Raw genomic sequence first — 18,852 nt, 5'->3', positions numbered from 1 at the left:
GCAACTAAGTTTAAGAAACAAAGTTTTAACTGCTGTCGGAATTTCCGGTATTATATTTATCCTATCCTTATCTGCAATTGTTGGATACAGAGTTTATCTTTTTGTCGAATCACATTCGTTAGAATTGGCAAATAAGACTTCCAAAGAAGTTGCTAAAGAGCTAGAAAAATACATAGAAGTTCCAGTAAGCAAAATACAAACCCTATCAAATGCTTTAAGTAAAACTCGCCCAGATAGAGAGGGGTTTAATGCTATTATTCGCAAAATGAAAGTAGAAAATGAAGAATACATTGCTACGTATGGAATTTTCGAACCTTATCTTTATGATGGAAGAGACGGTGAATTTCAATATGCAGCAAGCCAGGATCACGATAGGAATGGGCGATTTATTCCCTATTGGACAAAGGCTAAAGAGGGAAATTTACAAGTAGAACCAAATCATAGTTTTGAAGAGGATAATCAAACAACGCAATATTATCATTATCCTAAGAAAAACTTAAAACCCTTTATCACAGAGCCATATAAATATGAAATCAAAAGTCGCAAAGAAAGTGTATTCATGATTAGCCTCACTTCTCCCGTTGCAGATAATAATGGAAAATTCATAGGAGTTGTAGGCATTGATCTTGCTTTGAGTGGAATTCAGGAATATATCAAATCTATGAACCTAGAAGATACGTATATTGTTGTTTATAGTGAAAAAGGCAGAGTCATAAGTGCAAAAAAAGAAGAACATATTGGTTTACCAATTGAAGAAACTACTAACTCTAAAGAAATAATTGAGATCATTAGAAATAAAAAAGAAGCTCATCTCTTACGGGAATCTGGTAGCACCAAACAAACGGTATTAACCTACGCTATGCCAATCCATTTCAAAAACTCAGATCTAGTATGGATGGTTAGTGTTAATATTCCAAGAACTAGGTTTATACAAGAAATTAAGAATATCTTCTACTGGCTAATAGGCGTTGGTCTCATTCTGTCTATTCTATTTTTAATAGGAACTTATCTTTTTGCAGGAAACATTTTGCTGTTTATAGAAAAAATAACTTATATCACCACTGAAATGGGAAAAGGAAACTTAAGTGTAGAAATTGATATTAAGCGACAAGATGAACTGGGGCTAATCCCTATTTCCCTCTCTAGAATGAATAGTAATATGCTCGAAACTGCCTCTAATATAAAGAAATCATGCGAAAACCTTTCGAATATTTCTAACAGCTTACAGAAAATTTCTACAGAGGGTGCTGATTCTGCAAGGACAAGTGCTGCCTCTTCGGAAGAAATTGCTGCTGCTATAAAACATGTTGTAGACAGCTTCGAAATGGTAGCAGAACAAATTGGAACTCAAAATCTAGATATTCAGAATTTACATAAAAGTATGCAATCACTCGGAGAAATGATTACAAACGTTAGTAAACAGATGATTGAATCTCTGCGTAATATGGATAAAATTTCTGAAGTTGCAAAAATCGGACAGTCTTCCTTACAAAACACAAGTGAAGAAATTGAAAAAATTCATCGTAGTTCAATTGAAATGCAAAAATTTCTCGCGATTATTATCGCAATCTCAAAGCAAATCAATCTTCTTTCTTTAAATGCAGCCATCGAAGCTGCAAGAGCAGGAGAAGCAGGGAAAGGATTTGCCGTAGTCGCCGAAGAGATTGCAAAACTCGCAGCACAAACAAATAGAAGTATCGGAGAAATTAAAATTCTAATCGAGTCTAATCAGGTTTCTGCTTCTTCTGGAATCGTCACAACTACCAAAAGTATTGAGTCAGTGAAGGAAATCACCTCTCACTTAGAAGGTGTTAAATCTCACTTAAAGGATGTGGATAATTTCTTTTATTCGCTAGCAGAATTAAACCGTTCTACTCTAAAAGATTATGAAAATATTCGCAAGATATCAGAACTGGTTCGCACAGCCTCCTTAGAAGAGAAAGAAGGAATCCTAGAAATTCATGCTGCCGTCAGTGAAATCACAATGAATATATTAAGTCAATCTTCCCTCACAGAAGAATTAAGTTTAAAAATGGAAAACCTTTTAAAAATCTCAGAAAACTTAAACGAAGTAGCTTCGTATTATAAGACTTGAATCAACATCAACTGTGATTTTTGTTCGTTGGATATTGGAAATTTCTAAAAAACTAGAACTCATACTTCTAAGCTAGTCTAATTTTTTTCTATTTCAATTCTTTATTAGTTTTAGTATGACAACGATTACTAGGCAGGTATTGAGATTCCCGACAGAAATCCACCCTTCACTCCAAGTATTCGCGACCAGCGCCTTCGCATGGGAATGACATCTTAATCCCACCCTCTGTGCCTCAGTGCCTCTGTGGCAAATATTTTTCCTAATTGCCTACTAGGTTAGTTTTTAAAATAAGTAAACCATGCAGAAGAAAATAGTTTTTTTATGTTCGGGAAAAGGCTCGAACTTTAAAGCAGTAGTAGAACATATTCGGGCAAGAAAACTCGAAGTGGAAATTTCAGGGCTTATTTCTGACAACAGCAATGCAGGCGCTCTTGAACTGGCAAAAGAATTTGGAATCCCAGTCTATATTATTCCATTTGAAAAATACAGACAAGAGAAAGAAAAATTTCACTTGGAAATGGAAAAGCTTTTAGTCGCACTTTCACCTAGTCTAATTGTGGCAGCCGGCTATATGAGAATTCTACCTACCGCGATTATCAATCGGTTTGTGAATCGAATTATAAACATTCATCCATCGCTTTTGCCTTCCTTTAAAGGACTAAAAGCAATAGAACAAGCCATCGCTTACGGAGTTCGATTTACGGGATGCACAACGCATTTTGTGGAAGAAGGAATTGATTCGGGGGCAATAATTTTGCAATCAATTGTGGAAATCTTGCCGAATAGTATGGAAAGTGATTTGACTGCAAAGATACATGCAGAAGAACATAAGATACTGCCTCTTTCGGTAGAATACTTTTTAACCGATAGATTAGATGTGCAAGGCAGAAAAGTAATTATAAGAGAGTAATCATGATAAAGATTCAAAGAGCGCTCATTTCGGTGAGCGATAAAACCGGGCTCATAGAATTTGCAAAATTTCTAAACTCTAAAGGTGTAGAAATTTTATCTACCGGAGGGACACTTTCTACCTTATCCCAAAATGGTATCAAGGCAATCCCTGTAGAAGAATACACTGGCTCACCCGAAATTCTTTCCGGTCGCGTAAAGACACTTCACCCAAAAATTCATGGGGGGCTTCTGGGTAATCCAGATATGCCAGGACACAAAGAGGATCTGGCTAATCACAATATTCCTTCTATTGACCTTGTAATTGTAAATTTATATCCATTCGTAGAAACAATTAAGAAACCAAACGTTAGTCTCGAAGATGCCATTGAAAATATTGATATAGGCGGACCTTCCATGCTTCGTAGTGGTTCTAAGAATTATAAGCACACTGTGGTAGTAACCGAAATTTCGGATTATGCGCTTGTAGAGTCCGAGATGGAAAAAAATAACGGCTTTGTTTCGGTAGACACTTCTTATTCGCTTGCCATAAAAGCTTTTTCTGTAACAGCTATGTATGATTCGAGTATTTCCAATTATCTCGTTCGTCGCACGGGTGAAAAATTTCCAGACAAGATTACTTTTGCATTTAAGAAAAAACAGAATTTGCGTTATGGCGAAAACCCTCATCAGAAGGCTGCCTTCTATGAGCCTGTGCTTTTAAAAAATGAATTTTCTCCTTTGCAAGGCAAAGAACTTTCTTTCAATAATATGTTAGATTTTGATGCAGCTTTTCATATTGCGGCTTTGCTTCCACATAATACAGTCTCGATTATCAAACATCTAAATCCTTGCGGCATTGCTTACGCTGATACTGCATTAGAATCTTTTAAATTGGCTGTTCGAACAGATCCTATTTCTGCTTTCGGTGGTGTAATCGGTGTTAGCGGTGAGGTAAATAGCGAGTTGGCGAGTAAGATTACGGAAAATTTTGTAGAAGGTGTGATAGCTGAAAATTTTACTTTCGAAGCAAAAGAAATATTTAACAAAAAGCCTAACATTAGACTGATTGAAATTAAAAGTTTCAAAGAAGCGTTAGGAGAAATGGATTTACGTCCGGTTCATCATGGAATATTAGTTCAAGACCGTGACTACGATATCATCAGCCCGAGCGATTTTAAAATAGTAACAAAAAAGCAACCTACAGACGAAGATTTAAAAGGTTTATTCTTTGCATGGAGTGTTGTTAAATTCATTAAATCAAATGCAATTGTTTATACAGATAAAAATTCAACTCTTGGAATTGGAGCCGGGCAAATGTCTAGAGTGGATTCAGTGGAACTTGGAGCATCAAAAGCGGCTAAGTCTAATTTGTCTCTTGCAGGCTCCTATGTAGGAAGTGACGCATTTTTTCCATTCAGAGATGGAATCGATGCTATCGCAAAAGTGGGCGCTCGTGCCATTATTCAGCCGGGCGGAAGTATCAGAGACGAAGAAGTGATTAAAGCAGCGAATGAGCATGGATTAATTATGGTATTCACAGGCATGAGGCATTTTAGACACTAATGGAATTTATACTCTATTTAATTTTCTTTGTTATTTGTTTTATCTTACTGGCTCTATTGAGATATTATATTCAGCTTTTTAGTGATTTGGAAAGAGATCAATTTGATCGCTCTGAATTGATTGACTTTCAAAAACTAATCCCAAAAGAGATGTTAAACATCCTTGAGGCTAATGGAAACATGCAGGAAGGCTTAATTGCCTTTCTCGCTTTTAGCTTGATTGCCTATGGTTGGTCTCTTTTAGGTGGACTAGTAGGCTCTCCGCATTTTACGAACGAAATTGGGAATTATTTTTTTCAATCCTGTTTATTGTTCATAGCGGCTTATTTTGGTTATGCGCCTTTGGTAGACGCTTTCCTTGGTAGCAAAAAATATGCCGAGCCAGATAGCTTTATAGTTCGCTTCTTCTCCCAAGAGACTTGCGTTCTAATCGGAATAGGTCTTGCTTGCATAGCGGCTAATCTCTCCGTATATGGAATGCATCACCAGATTGCCTTTCCTTTTACAATGTTTAATACAATTGTCATTTCTGCAATGCTTGTGTATAAATTAAAAACGCAACCAGACATTCGAACAGAAGAAAAATATGGGGAAGAAGATTTTAACTATGAAGAAGAATCGAATTAAAAACTAAAGACTACTCTTAATTTCTATTAGTTTTAATTAAAGGCTTGTCAGAAAGAAAACGCATTTTTATTGTACCTTTTGGTAAGAGGCACTATGTACAATAAAATTCTATATACAAGAATATTTCTATCCTTTTTGATTGCTTCCATCTCGACTCTGTTCATTGGAAATTGCAATATTGTAAAATGTGGACAGCTAACAAGTTGCAAAGACCGGAACAAGTTATTAACAGCTGCTGCCATTTGGAGACTTGTCACAAAGCCTGGCAGACCAGGAGTGTTTATTGAAGCCATTAGTCAGTCAGGTGCTAACGATACTCCAGCGGTTTACACAGGATTTACCGGTGCAGTCTCTAAGGGCACCGGTTCGGGTCAATGGAATGAGCAAGCTGTTCGTGATGTTCTGAGAGTTTTTGCTTACGGTGGCGGTGCCTCCGATGCAGACATTTCAGCTTGGGCAAATATGGAACCCTCTGCAGCTATTGTTGAGATGCTTGGTATGTGGACGGTTAATTCTAAATTAGCCAATGCAGCAAGCGGCGGCAATATATCCATTAACCCCGCAGATGGATCTTTATCTAGACTCTCCAATATTTATGGGACAACGGGACCTGCAACAAGTAGATCTGATTTTGATCAAAAATATATTCCCTGGAACAGTTCACCCGCTCGCACATTCGCACAGGCTGTGCCAACAAGAGGTCTCAATCCATTTCGTCAAAAGATTGCCTATTTCGAGACAAATTACCATTTAGCGCTAAACCAGGATAAAAACGTAACTGACGTCCAAATGTTTCGTCACTACGATGGAATCGCAAATGAATTGGCTAGGAGTTTTAGAGACGGTATTGGCTACGAAGATGTTTTAGCAAACATCGCATTATCAGCTCCCGTTGCCACTCAATACAATCACAAAAAGAATCAATGCGTTGGAAGTATTTTTTCGGGTAATGAAGATTTTGCCCGCGAATACCATCAACTCTATTTTGGAATTTTAGGAGTTGGCATAGATAGAAGTGGTCTAGATAAAAAGGATGAAATTCCAACAGGAAATCCAGAATCCTTTAATAATCATGAACAGATTACGATTCCTCAAACTGCACGAGCACTTTCCGACATTCAGGTTGTTCAATTAGGAAACGATTCTTTTTCCGATTTAGCAACGTTTGGAACTACAAAGCATTGTTCCGGCAACCTTACAATTTATTCACAGAATAACACAGGTGCAACGGCTGAAGCCAGAATCAAAAGTCTTGCCAAAATTTCGATCAATCATCCAGAGAGTAAGAACAGTTTGCCGCTAATTATTATAGCAGGATTAGCAGACGAAAATCTAGATGCCTCAAATCCTTTGATCGGAACCGCAGCGGATATAAATACAAAAATAGCCAATATTCAAGCACTCTGGAGTAGCATGTCTACAAAGAACCTAATCGAGTTTATCCGCAAGTATGCAATTTCGAGTATGTTTCATAATACGACTAGAGTCAAATATGTATCTACCGTCGATAGAACCCTAACCAATGCAAATACCACTGTTCTTTCGAATGCAGAACTCTCCTATGGAATTGTTCGATACGATTGGGAAATCACCTCTGAAAATATAAATCCTTTCAGACCAGACCATGATGTATTCGGTGGACAGACCGGACTCGAAGCGTCCAATACGGATGATGTATTTAGAAATGCGAGTAACAGTGCAGTGTCCGGTCAATTTGGTCAAACTGGATACTGGAATGGTAGTGCCATTGTAAGAATTAAAGATTATAGAACTTTCCTTCCTAAAGCAGCAGATATAGCAGCAGAGGATATTGCAAAATTTCTTTGGAGAAGAATTTTAGGAGATGCCACTTATTCCTATTATGGCTCACTCGAAAGAGCACATTTAGTTTCGATACTTTCTAGTGGTAGAGATTTGAATTACATGCTTTGCGGTAACGTAGATGTATCCGCATGTGCAACCAAAGACAATATTACAGCTGAGTCTGCGGTTACTACTGGTTCGGCGGCAACTTTAATTAATAATGCAGCAGGAACTACTCTTTTCAAAACAGGCGCATCCACGACAGATTTAAACAACGATAACGATCGAGTAGGAGCAGCCATTGACTTTATTTTAGCAACTCCCTATAACTTTATTCAGGTAGGTAAATAATATGATTTCTCGTAAACAATTTTTAAAATATGCAGCACTCGCTACTGCTGGTTTATCCCTTAGCGACAAACTAAAAATTACCGCCGAACTAGAAGCAGCGAGTCTTTCTGCAACCGGCAAAACTCTGATTCATGTTCTGCTAGAAGGTGGTCCCGACTTCCTACATTTAATTGTTCCAAAACCTAGTTCAGACACTACAAGCTACGGATATAAGTATTGGAACAATAGAACAAAAACAGTTAGTCGCGGCACCGAAGTCGCAAACCCTAATTCTTGGGTTAATGCTTACTCAAAAGACTATCAAGAATTTAATTTAGATGGTCAGACATTTGGTGTTTTAAAGGGTGATTCTGGTTCTAACATAGGTTATAATGGATGGCTGATTTCTCAAATCCAAGCGGGGAAAGTCGCTATTATCTGCAATGTAAAACATTCTTCCAGTCGTGACCATTCCAATTCTCTAATGGTTGCCCAAACAGGATTATATGCAAGTAACCCATTACAAACCTCGGTTCAGGGTTGGGGTGGACAATTAATCAATGCACTGGGCCAAGCCTCCACACCTAGACTACTTTCGATGACTTATGGACTCAGACAATTCTGTAGCACATCTTCGTCAGCCACCAACAAAGCTGTTTCCTTTTCCGATTCTAGAAAATTCGGACTTACTAGAACTGCTGATTTAGGAACTGAGTCAAATACAGATTTGAGATTCAAACGAGCACGAGCAATGCAAACCTATTTACAGGCAAGAAATGCAGACACAACTTGGAATACAAACAATCCACTCTTTAAAAAATTTACATCTCAGCATTCCAAGTTGCTAGGACTAACGGATAGCGTTAAAACTATATTATCTACATCCAATCCTCAATCGACCGACATTGCAAATCTTTATGCTAAGACAGGCAATACTGGTTTAGTTTTAAAGGACACGGGTTTTGGAAGACAAATTGCGAACCTTTACGATGCTTTACAAGTCCCAGCGCTTAATATGCGAATAGCCTCTCTTGCCTACGGAGGATGGGACTCGCATAAAAACCAAAAGACTGATATAGAGCCCCAGTTCGATGATCTATTTGGAACGGGAAAAGCCTTTGATACACTATTCAAACAAACTGGTGGAGCAAGTGTCTTAGCCAATTCTGTTTTAATGTTCTATGGAGAATTTGGAAGACAGCTAAAGGCAAACGGGGATGGGGGAACAGATCATGGACGTGGAAATTTTATTATCTTAGTTGGAGGAAAAGTAAACGGCGGAATCTATGGAACTCTTTTTCCTGATAAGGATAAGGATAATTTTGATAAGGCTAATCGTGATATAGATACTACGAAGACTGATGAGTTTACTTCTTTTGATCCAATTTACAATCGGATTGCGAGTTGGATGAATGGATCGGCGAACAGTATTACTCTTACTTTAAGTGGGGAGACGACTTTCATCGATAAAAGTGGCGTTAAAAATCTAAATAATGCAACTTTGCTGAGTGATGTTTAATTAATTAAAACTAAGGGGTAATTAACCTTTGCCCCTTCTTTTTCCTTCTACTCTTTCTAAGACCATACTATTTTGAATTTGTAATTCTCTGGTATTTCGTTCTATTAATTTAAGTAGCTTTTGATTGTCAATGTGAAGTTTTAGACTTTCTAACTGAAAAGCTTTTAAATCTGCAGCCCACTCTAGGCTGACTTTGTGGTTACTATTTATAGTTGAAAGCATGGTTCTTCCAAATGTTATGCCAAATACTAATCCAAATATAATTAATTCACTAAAAACAATAATGCCAAAATATTGTATATCATTCATAAAATTCCTCCAAATGAATTAGAGCAAAAAATAAAATAATTGTGCACAAAAAAAACAATAATTTACACAGTTAGTTCAAAATTATTATAAAGGTGTAAATTTGTAAATTTTTTTTTAGAACTCTCTCTTTTTTTAAACAAACTCTGCACATAAGTATTAAATTCATACCTATATATCTAGGAGAATCAAATGATTACAAACATGGGCTACGCATTCAGCTCAAACCTGGACGGACTTAGCACTAAAACAATTCGAGTAGAAGTAAATATTAAAAGGGGCATACCACGATTTACCATTGTAGGTCTTGCCGCGGCAAGTATCAAAGAATCTACAGAGCGAGTTCATATTGCAATTGAAAATAGCGGATTCTTTTTTCCCATGCAGAGTATACTTGTTAACCTCGCGCCGGCGGGTGCCAGAAAAGATGGAAGTTGGTTTGATCTTTCATTGCGTTTATGATTTTACGTTTAAGTGAACAATTAAACTGTAAAATCGATTCTGAAAAATGTTTATTTTTAGGTGAACTCGGACTAGATGGAACTGTAAAACCAATGCGTGGGCTAATCAATATATTACTCAATGCAAAGAAAGAAAAATTTACCTCCATCGTTGTTCCCTATGCAAATCGATTTGAAGCAACGATCCTAGAAGGCTTAGATATTTACACCATTTCGCACCTTTCAGAATTAGAGAGCATTGTGTCTGGCAATAAACCAAAAGAGATGAACGGCAAAAAATATGAACAATACCGTCCTCTATTCGGAGAAATTCAGCTATATAACGATCAGACATTTGCCATGCGTGCTATCGCCATAGCCATCGCGGGTAAGCACCATATGCTCATGATTGGAAATCCCGGCGCCGGTAAAACTATGATTGCCCGTCTTGCCGCAGACTTGCAATCTCCCTTAACTGAAGAGGAATACATTGAAATTCTAAGAATTAAGTCCAACGCAGAACCGTTATTAACCGAAGAATCTCTACAAGTCAAAAGACCATTCCGAAGTCCCCATCATACAGCCTCTGATATTTCGGTTGTCGGTGGAGGAAGAGATACAAGAATGGGAGAAATTACTTTAGCGCATAATGGTATTTTGTTCCTAGATGAGCTCGGTGAATTCAAACCACAAGTCATACAAGCACTGCGTGAGCCTTTAGAAGAAGGGAAAATTACCATTTCCCGCGTGAATTACCATCTCACCTACCCTGCTTCTTTTCTACTGATTGCCGCGACGAATCCCTGTCCCTGCGGATACTTTGGTAGTAACCTCAAACCCTGTATTTGTCCTGAAAATAAATCGCAGAGATACCTTTCAAAAATATCAGGACCATTTCTAGACAGAATTGATTTGAATGTAAAATTAAATACATTTAGAAAAGACAAACGTAGCATTGTAAATATTGATTTAAATGAAGTCTATGCGTCAATTGAGCAGGCAAGAAATCTTCAAAGAGAGAGATATAAAAATTCAGAATATTCTTTTAACGGACAAGTCGAGGGTCGTTTCCTTAAGGAAATATTTCCAATTCACCCGAACGCTGAAATTCTCTGGCAAAAAATCCAAAACTATCCCGAGAATTCAGTTCGAAAGATTCATAAGATAAAAAAAATTGCTCGCACGATTGCTGATTTGGAAGCGTCAGAGGAAATCAAAGAAGGACATATTTTTGAAGCTATGACTTTAAATCAATTTTCAGAGAAACCGATTTATCTAGCTGCTTGAATACAGGCGGGTGACAACCATTAGTCTCTCCGCCTGTCTTTCTTTTTTACAACGAATGCAATGCTTTATTGACTTGGTCTGCGCACTTTCGTCCTTCTGAAATTGCCCATACAATTAAAGATTGTCCGCGTCTAACGTCACCACATGCATAAACTTTTGGAATCGTAGTTGCAAAAGATCCTACTCTTGTTCCAAAGCTAGCTTTCACATTTCCGGCTTTATCTAGCTCAAGTCCCGCTTCTTGCAACTGGGCAATTAAATCTTCTTTTACAGGAGATACAAATCCCATAGCTAAGAAAACCAAATCAGCAGGCCATTCAAATTCAGTTCCCGGAATAGGCTCAAAACCACCATTCTCGAATCGAACTTCATTTCCTCGAATAGCGGTTACTTCCCCTTTGTCGTTACTTCTAAATCCAAGAGTATTGATCGACCATTTTCTAACTACATTTCCTTCTTCTTGGCTAGATGAAGTTCGAAGCATCTTTGGATAAAGAGGCCAGGGTGTAGAAGGATCACGGTCTTTCGGTGGTTCAGGAAAAAGTTCAATTTGTGTAACGGACTTTGCGCCGTGACGATTAGATGTTCCAACACAATCAGAGCCTGTATCACCACCACCAATCACAATAACGTTCTTGTCTTTCGCGGAAATGAAATCGCCATTATCCCCTGAAACTTTCTTGTTATTAAATGTCAGAAAATCCATTGCGAAGTAAACACCTTTCAACTCTCTACCGGGAACATTTAAATCCCTTGGACGCTCAGCACCCATCGCAAGAACTATACTGTCATATTCGGCTAATAGCTGTTTTGCGGTGATGTCCTTGCCAACATGAGTGTTTGTTTTAAAAACAACTCCCTCGGCTTCCATTTGCTTTACTCTACGATCAATCAGGTGCTTCTCCATTTTGAAATCAGGAATTCCATAACGCAACAATCCACCTACTCGATCCGCTTTTTCAAACACTACTACATCGTGTCCTGCTCGCGCCAACTGTTGGGCAGCCGCGAGTCCTGCCGGACCTGATCCTACTACAGCTATTTTTTTTCCAGATCGATACTCTGACGGCTTAGGCACAACCCAACCTTCTTCAAAGGCTCTATCAATAATTGTGCGCTCAATTGCCTTGATGGAAACTGGCTTATCAATCAAACCAACTGTGCAAGCTCCTTCGCAGGGTGCAGGACAAAGTCTTCCCGTAAATTCGGGAAAATTATTTGTGCTATGAAGATTCTCAACAGCTTCTTTCCATTTGCCTTTGTAAATGAAATCATTGAACTCTGGAATTAAATTATCTACAGGACAGCCTGTATCTCCATGGCAAAAAGGTATTCCGCAATCCATGCATCTTGCTGCCTGGATTTTAGCTACACTCTCTTCGAAAGGTTTTTCGAATTCTTTATAATTCTGAATTCTAGTTTCTTTGGGCTCGTATTTGAGACCTTCTCTTTTGTATTCAACGAAACCTGTAGGTTTACCCATGACGCGCCTCCCGAGCACTAACGTTATTAGCCGCTTCTTCTTTTATTTTTTGCAGAGCTTTTTTATAATCTGTTGGCATTACTTTTACGAATTTTTCAACTTCTACTTTCCAGTTTGAAAGTATCGCCGTTGCGCGTTTTGAATTCGTGTATTCTTTATGAAGAGTTATGAGCTTAAAGACTTGTGCCACTTCTTCCGGGTCATTCATCTTCTCGAGTTCCACCATTTGCATATTTACATTCTGTGCAAATTTTCCATCATGATCCCAAACATATGCAATACCACCTGACATACCTGCTCCAAAATTTCTTCCTGTCTTACCTAGAATGATTACAGAGCCACCTGTCATATACTCACAACCATGATCTCCGATTCCTTCTACAACTATTTTTGCTCCAGAATTTCGAACTGCAAATCTTTCCCCACCAAATCCATTGATGAAAGCAGATCCTTTCGTTGCACCATAGAAGCATGTATTTCCAACAATAATATTTTCTGTTGGATCAAAGGCGGCATTTGGCGGAGAGGCTACTATTATTTTACCCCCACAAAGTCCCTTACCTACATAGTCATTCGAATCGCCAATGAGTCTAAGCGTTACACCATTCGTAATGAAAGCTCCAAAACTTTGTCCTGCATTACCTTTGAACGTAATATCAATCGTATCCTCAGGAAGTCCAAGCTCTCCATACTTGCGAGCAATTTCTCCGGCGAGCATTGTGCCTACTGATAAATTCAAGTTGATGATTTTCATTTCGAATTTTACTTTTTGTTTGTAATCAATTGCGGCTCTAGATCGACGAATGATCTCGTTATCCATTTGCCGCTCTAGTCCGTGGTTTTGTTCTTTCGTGCGATACATCTCTGTCGGAAAGTGTGCTGGCTTTGGTTTTGCAAGAACCTTTGAAAAATCTAGCCCTCGCGCCTTCCAATGATTACGTGGTCTGTCAAATCGTATCATTTGAACCTGACCAATCATTTCCGTAAAGGTTCTAAATCCCATCTGAGCCATTAGCTCTCTGACTTCTTCTGCGATAAAATGCATGAAGTTAATAACGTTTTCAGGCTTTCCTGTAAACTTAGTCCTTAAATGCGCATCCTGTGTTGCAACTCCTACCGGGCATGTATTCAAATGACATTTACGCATCATCACACAACCAATCGTTACAAGTGCAGATGTTGAAAAACCAAATTCTTCTGCTCCTAGAAGTGCACCGATTACTACGTCTTTGCCGGTCATAATTTTACCATCAACGGCTAAGTAAACTCTATCACGTAGTCCATTGATTACTAATGTTTGATGTGTCTCAGCAAGTCCAATTTCCCAGGGAGTCCCTGCATAGTGAATAGATGAAAGAGGACTCGCTCCTGTTCCACCGTCATGTCCACTAATGAGGATATGATCCGCATGTGCCTTAGCAACACCAGCCGCGACTGTTCCTACACCCACTTCAGAAACTAGTTTCACACTTACACGAGATCTAGGATTTACATTTTTTAAATCAAAGATCAATTGTTTCAAATCTTCAATCGAATAAATGTCATGGTGCGGTGGAGGCGAAATGAGAGTAACCCCTGGAGTGCTATAACGTAGTCTTGCAATATTCTTATCTACTTTATGACCCGGTAACTGACCACCTTCTCCCGGCTTTGCTCCCTGTGCCATTTTGATTTGCAAGTCATCAGCATTGACGAGGTAATTCGTTGTTACCCCGAAGCGAGCAGATGCGACTTGTTTAATAGCCGATCGCATACTATCTCCATTCGGTAGTGTTTTAAATCGTTCTTCATCTTCTCCACCTTCACCGGTGTTTGATTTTGCTCCTATTCTATTCATGGCAATGGCAAGTGTGCTATGTGCTTCATGCGATATAGAACCAAAGCTCATTGCTCCTGTCTGGAAACGTCTTACGATTTCAGAAACAGATTCTACTTCCTCAATCGGAATTGGCTTACATTTTTTGTCATCAATTTGAAAAAGACTTCGAAGAGTAATTTGCTTTTCTTGTTGCTCATCAATTAATTTAGAAAATTCTTTGAAAACCTTATAATCTCCAGTCAACGTTGCATGTTGTAATTTATGTATGGTTAGGGCATTGAAAATATGCGGGTCACCGGTCTTTCTGTAATAATGAACTCCCCCTGGCTCTAAACCGCCTGGAAAAAATGTCGGATCATAGGCATCTGTATGTCGTCTAACGGTTTCTTCTTCGAGCATTTCTAAACTCAATCCGCCAATACGAGTTGCAGTGCCTGTAAAGTATGTGCTGACTAGTTCTAAATCCAAACCAATCGCTTCAAATATTTGCGCACCACAATAGGATTGTAAAGTTGAAATTCCCATTTTACTAAAGACTTTAAACAGACCTTTACCAATGGATTTGATAAAATTTTTCTGTGCAGTTTTATAATCTGGAATTTCAGAAAACAAACCTTCTCTTATCGAATCATTTAAAGCTTCAAATGCTAGATACGGATTAACAGCATTAGCCCCATATCCACAGAGTAGAGCAAAATGAGCAACCTCTCTAGGTTCTCCTGATTCTAAAATCAAACCAGTCTTAGTTCTTAGACCAGAGCGAATCAAGTAATGGTGAATTCCAGATACTGCAAGCAAACTCGGAATAGCCGCCCTATCCTTGGAAACACCACGATCGGAAATAATAATTAAATTGTATCCTTCGCGAACAGAATCTGCTACCTTCTGACAAACCTTATCTAAGGAATGTCGCATATCGTGTTTTTTTGTAGGGTCAAACAAGATTGGAAAGGTAATTGCTTTTAGAACACCCTGATGAATTTGTTTTATCTTTTCTAGCTCATCGTTTGTTAAAACCGGGTGCTCCAATTCAAGTCGATGGCAATGTTCAGGAGTTTCATCAAGTAAATTTCCTTCCGGTCCAATGTAGGTAGTCAGCTCCATAACTAGCTCTTCCCGAATCGGATCAATCGGAGGATTTGTTACCTGTGCGAAGTTTTGTTTAAAGTAACGAAACAAAGGCTGTGGTTTATCGGATAATACCGGTAAGCTCACGTCAACACCCATAGAGCCTGTTGCCTCTTCCCCATTCAGAGCCATTGGCTTCATGGTCATAAGTAAATCTTCTGTGTTATAGCCAAATGCTCGTAAGGACTCAATGATCGTATTGTGGTTCTCTTCTTTCTTGGTTCCCTTTACGTCTGGCAACTGATTCAAGCGAACCATATTTTCTTCTACCCATTTGCGATAAGGCTTTTGTGTGCTGATTTCACGTTTAATTTCTTCATCATCTAAGATTTGACCTTTTTCTAGATCAATCAAAAGCATTCTTCCAGGACGAAGTCTATCTTGTTTCAGAACCATATCAGGCTCTGTATTTAGAACACCAGCCTCAGAGCTTAAGATGACAATATCTTCCTTCGTAATTTTATAACGAGCAGGACGAAGACCATTTCTATCTAGGGTAGCACCGATTACCTTGCCATCACAAAAAGCGATTGCCGCAGGACCATCCCAGGGCTCCATGAGAGTAGCATGGTATTCATAAAAAGCTTTTCTATCTGGATCCATGGCTGCATTCTTTGACCATGCTTCTGGAATCATCATCATCACAGCATGAGGTAGACTTCTTCCACCCATACAAAGCAACTCAAGAACGGTATCAAAGGTTGCCGTATCACTTTGCCCTTCCATGATGATAGGAAGCATTCTTTTTAATTCAGGACCGTAATAAGGCGATTCCATTACAATTTGTCTTGCCGCCATCCAATTGATATTGCCCTGTAGAGTATTGATTTCACCGTTGTGAGCAATCAATCGATACGGATGAGCTAGATCCCAGGTAGGAAAGGTATTGGTCGAAAACCGAGTGTGCGTCAGACAAAAGGAGCTTTCCATATCGGGAGAACTCAAGTCCAGATAAAATGGTTTAACTTGATTACCAAGTAGCATTCCCTTATAAACTATCGTTCTAGAAGAAAAGCTAGGAACATAGTATTGGCTTCTGTCTAGCTTGTATTCAGTTCTAAATCGTCTGTCAATAATACGGCGAATTAAGAATAGCTTTCTTTCAAAGGCATCGCCTTTTTCTGTATTTTTGCTCTTTCCAATGAAAACTTGTCTGAATACAGGAATCGTCTTTCTTGCCACTGAGCCTACAACGTCAGGATTGACAGGCACATCCCGAAATCCCAGGCAATGCTCGCCTTCGTCTATAATAACTTTTTCAATAATAGTTTCAACGCCTTCTCGAATTAAGGAGTCCTGAGGTAGAAAAAGCATCCCTACTGCATATTCACCCATCGGAGGTAAAGGGAATGGAAGAACCGCACGAAAGAATTTATCCGGAATCGAAATTTTGATTCCAGCACCATCCCCCGTTTTTGGTTCAGCGCCCTCAGCACCGCGATGCTCTAGATTACACATTAGGCGAATACCCTTATCGATGATATCTCTAGAACTTTTGCCTTTTATATGAGCCACAAAGCCTACCCCACAGGCATCTTTCTCGTATGCGGGGTCATAAAGACCTTGGGCAGGTGGCAATGAGGAAGCAGAAGATGAAATTTGTTCATTATTTTGCATAGTTCGTCCTTTTTTCTTTGTTATTCATTATTCAATTTGAGACGGCAACGCATTCGATCCCTTTCGAATCCCAAAAAATGCAGTTATTTCCATATCCCAAAAATGCCTGAAAAGATAAATTTGTTTTTTTAACTGAAAATGACAGCATCTTAATTTAAAACTTACGATTTAAAACAGCCAAAATTGTATTTTTCCTTTCCATACTAGACATTTTACATGCAATTAAAATGCCAGCTTACAATATGTTGAGGCAATTTCTTAGGAAACAGACTTTCTACAATTTTTGTCTAAGCTTTTGAATACCTTTGATTAGGATTGTTTGAATTGGAAGTCTTTGTGAGTCTGATTTAAGCCTTGCTAATAGCGAAACAAGATTCGACTCTACTGTATCATAATCGGGAGCGTCTGAGAAAGTGGCAAGAATATGAGGCCAGGCTGATTTTAAGATGGAAATGACTTCAGGAGATTGGTTTTTTAGTTCTTTAATTGCAATATCTAAAACCGCTTTCGTAAAATCTAAGTGCTTCACTCGTCCCTTAAATTTTTCTATCGTTTCCCTCCTCAATTGAGTTTTGGAAGCAACAGAGTCAAAGTATTTTTGCCAATCTACAGGTTGACCGGTTTGTTCTTTATTGAAATTCGCCCTTATGGAAACAAAGCATTTCTCTAAATCAGTTGCACCAGCTATCCACTGGTTGTATCCAGTCGTATCACTTGACGTCTTGTAGTTCTGTATTTTTTTTGTAATCTCAGAATATTCTTTAAAAGTAAATAACTCAGCTTGATCGGGCTCTTCAGGCTCTGGCTCTGGCTCTGCTTCCATTTCTGGCTCGCTATAAGACTCTGGTTCAGCCTCTGCTTCTGGCTCTTCGTATGTCTGTAGCTCAGGCTCTGTCTGATAATCCAACTCCGGCTCAGATTCTTGCTCAGGCTCGCTAGGACCGACTGAATCGAGAAAATCCATTAAATCATCTGTTGGTGCCGACTCTTCGGTAACTTCTTGGGTCCTCTGCGTTTCTTGAAAATCAAATCCCTCTATGTCATCTAATAAGCCTGGTTCATTGGAAGAAGTATCCTGTGAATCATAGGATGGTCTTTCCTCCTCTTCCATTTCAAAGTCCAACTCTTCTACATCATCTAGCAAGCCCTTTTCCTTAGGAGGCTCTGCATCCGCTGGATCTGGCTCAGAAATTTCTGGTAAAAAATCTTGCTTTAATTCGAGTCGTTCTCCGGTTAAAGTCTCTTCGTGCTTTTCAAAGATTTCAACTAAAATGGATTTTTCAGGCACAAATACAGGCTCTTTCGGTCTATTAACCACTCGAGCAGCTAACTTTTCCTGTGCTTTTGCTGCTCTTCTTTGATCGCCCCGAGCATTCCAACAGGCTTAACTATTTCACCAGTATTAACATTCTCTATGACTAAGAGCCCATCGCGCAGAGCAAAACGACAATTCGGTGGAAAGATTTCTCCTAACTTAAAAACAAGTTCTTCAGTGATATGGGCAAAGTCCTTTTTAGAACTAAGTTTATCCATCTCTTGCTCACGGAGTTTATCTTGAACTTTGGTAAGAACTTCTATGAAGGATTCATTCAAATGCCTTTTAAGCTCTTCCATATCCATTTGCAAAAAAGAAGCAAAATCACCAATTTTCTCAAAAAAATGATCTGACTTTTTTACATTGGCTACCATATAGCCTTTTATTCGTTGATAGAGCTGATCCCTTTCTTTTTGCGGGATAGGCTTTTCTTGTATGAATTTATTGAAAATTTGTAAATGCGCGTGATAATAAGATAGGAATTCTCCATAGGGAGTAAATTCATATTCCCCTGTTTGACTTCTTTCTAAAACTCTCTTACTTGTATCAGACATAGCAAAACTACCAATAATATTATCGGAAACAATTAAGAAAGCCAAAAAATAAAACCTTTAATTCTTAGAATTCAAT

At 38.6% G+C, this 18,852-nt stretch carries 13 protein-coding genes; 8 read left to right on the top strand and 5 right to left on the bottom strand.

From position 1 onward, the window contains the following. The 6 genes from IPH52_08255 to IPH52_08230 form a co-directional block, all read left to right on the top strand. Positions 1–2,095 (top strand): methyl-accepting chemotaxis protein (locus IPH52_08255; protein ID MBK7055031.1); only part of this gene is annotated, 2,095 nt, incomplete at its 5' end. A 298-nt stretch (positions 2,096–2,393) separates the two neighbouring features. Further along, positions 2,394–3,005 (top strand): phosphoribosylglycinamide formyltransferase, encoded by a 612-nt coding sequence (locus tag IPH52_08250; GenBank protein ID MBK7055030.1) that lies wholly within the window; start codon positions 2,394–2,396, stop codon positions 3,003–3,005. A gap of 2 nt (positions 3,006–3,007) precedes the next feature. Next, the gene (gene purH / locus IPH52_08245) at positions 3,008–4,549 is read left to right on the top strand and encodes a bifunctional phosphoribosylaminoimidazolecarboxamide formyltransferase/IMP cyclohydrolase (GenBank protein MBK7055029.1); all 1,542 of its coding nucleotides are present in this window, start codon (positions 3,008–3,010) and stop codon (positions 4,547–4,549) included. Next, complete coding sequence (locus tag IPH52_08240) at positions 4,549–5,175, top strand: hypothetical protein (GenBank protein MBK7055028.1); 627 nt, start codon at positions 4,549–4,551, stop codon at positions 5,173–5,175. The genes purH and IPH52_08240 overlap by 1 nt, the downstream gene beginning before the upstream one ends. A gap of 93 nt (positions 5,176–5,268) precedes the next feature. After that, complete coding sequence (locus IPH52_08235) at positions 5,269–7,329, top strand: hypothetical protein (protein ID MBK7055027.1); 2,061 nt, start codon at positions 5,269–5,271, stop codon at positions 7,327–7,329. 1 nt (position 7,330) lies between these two features. Beyond that, complete coding sequence (locus IPH52_08230; protein MBK7055026.1) at positions 7,331–8,827, top strand: DUF1501 domain-containing protein; 1,497 nt, start codon at positions 7,331–7,333, stop codon at positions 8,825–8,827. A gap of 21 nt (positions 8,828–8,848) precedes the next feature. Here IPH52_08230 and IPH52_08225 read toward each other — a convergent pair whose 3' ends face one another. After that, positions 8,849–9,136 (bottom strand): hypothetical protein, encoded by a 288-nt coding sequence (locus IPH52_08225; GenBank protein ID MBK7055025.1) that lies wholly within the window; start codon positions 9,134–9,136, stop codon positions 8,849–8,851. A gap of 189 nt (positions 9,137–9,325) precedes the next feature. On the opposite strand from IPH52_08225, the gene IPH52_08220 reads away from it, so the two are divergent. Beyond that, entirely contained in the window at positions 9,326–9,595 is a 270-nt protein-coding gene (locus tag IPH52_08220; protein MBK7055024.1) for an Mg-chelatase subunit ChlI domain protein, read from the top strand. Beyond that, positions 9,592–10,860 carry an ATP-binding protein gene (locus IPH52_08215; protein MBK7055023.1) on the top strand — a complete coding sequence of 423 codons (1,269 nt, stop codon included), beginning with the start codon at positions 9,592–9,594 and terminating at the stop codon, positions 10,858–10,860. The genes IPH52_08220 and IPH52_08215 overlap by 4 nt, the downstream gene beginning before the upstream one ends. 46 nt (positions 10,861–10,906) lie before the next feature. Here IPH52_08215 and IPH52_08210 read toward each other — a convergent pair whose 3' ends face one another. From IPH52_08210 to IPH52_08195, 4 genes are all read right to left on the bottom strand, one after another. Further along, positions 10,907–12,343, bottom strand: coding sequence for a glutamate synthase subunit beta (locus tag IPH52_08210; GenBank protein MBK7055022.1), 1,437 nt, complete (start codon positions 12,341–12,343; stop codon positions 10,907–10,909). Further along, complete coding sequence (gene gltB, locus IPH52_08205) at positions 12,336–16,907, bottom strand: glutamate synthase large subunit (protein ID MBK7055021.1); 4,572 nt, start codon at positions 16,905–16,907, stop codon at positions 12,336–12,338. Before gltB ends, IPH52_08210 begins: the two co-directional genes overlap by 8 nt. A gap of 274 nt (positions 16,908–17,181) precedes the next feature. Beyond that, entirely contained in the window at positions 17,182–18,225 is a 1,044-nt protein-coding gene (locus tag IPH52_08200) for a hypothetical protein (protein MBK7055020.1), read from the bottom strand. 8 nt (positions 18,226–18,233) lie between these two features. Next, positions 18,234–18,821, bottom strand: coding sequence for a hypothetical protein (locus IPH52_08195; GenBank protein ID MBK7055019.1), 588 nt, complete (start codon positions 18,819–18,821; stop codon positions 18,234–18,236). Between the last annotated feature and the right edge of the window lie 31 nt (positions 18,822–18,852).

The organism is Leptospiraceae bacterium (genome assembly GCA_016708435.1).
In the GTDB taxonomy this organism is placed as follows: domain Bacteria; phylum Spirochaetota; class Leptospiria; order Leptospirales; family Leptospiraceae; genus UBA2033.
This window is presented reverse-complemented; position numbering and strand designations above follow the sequence as displayed.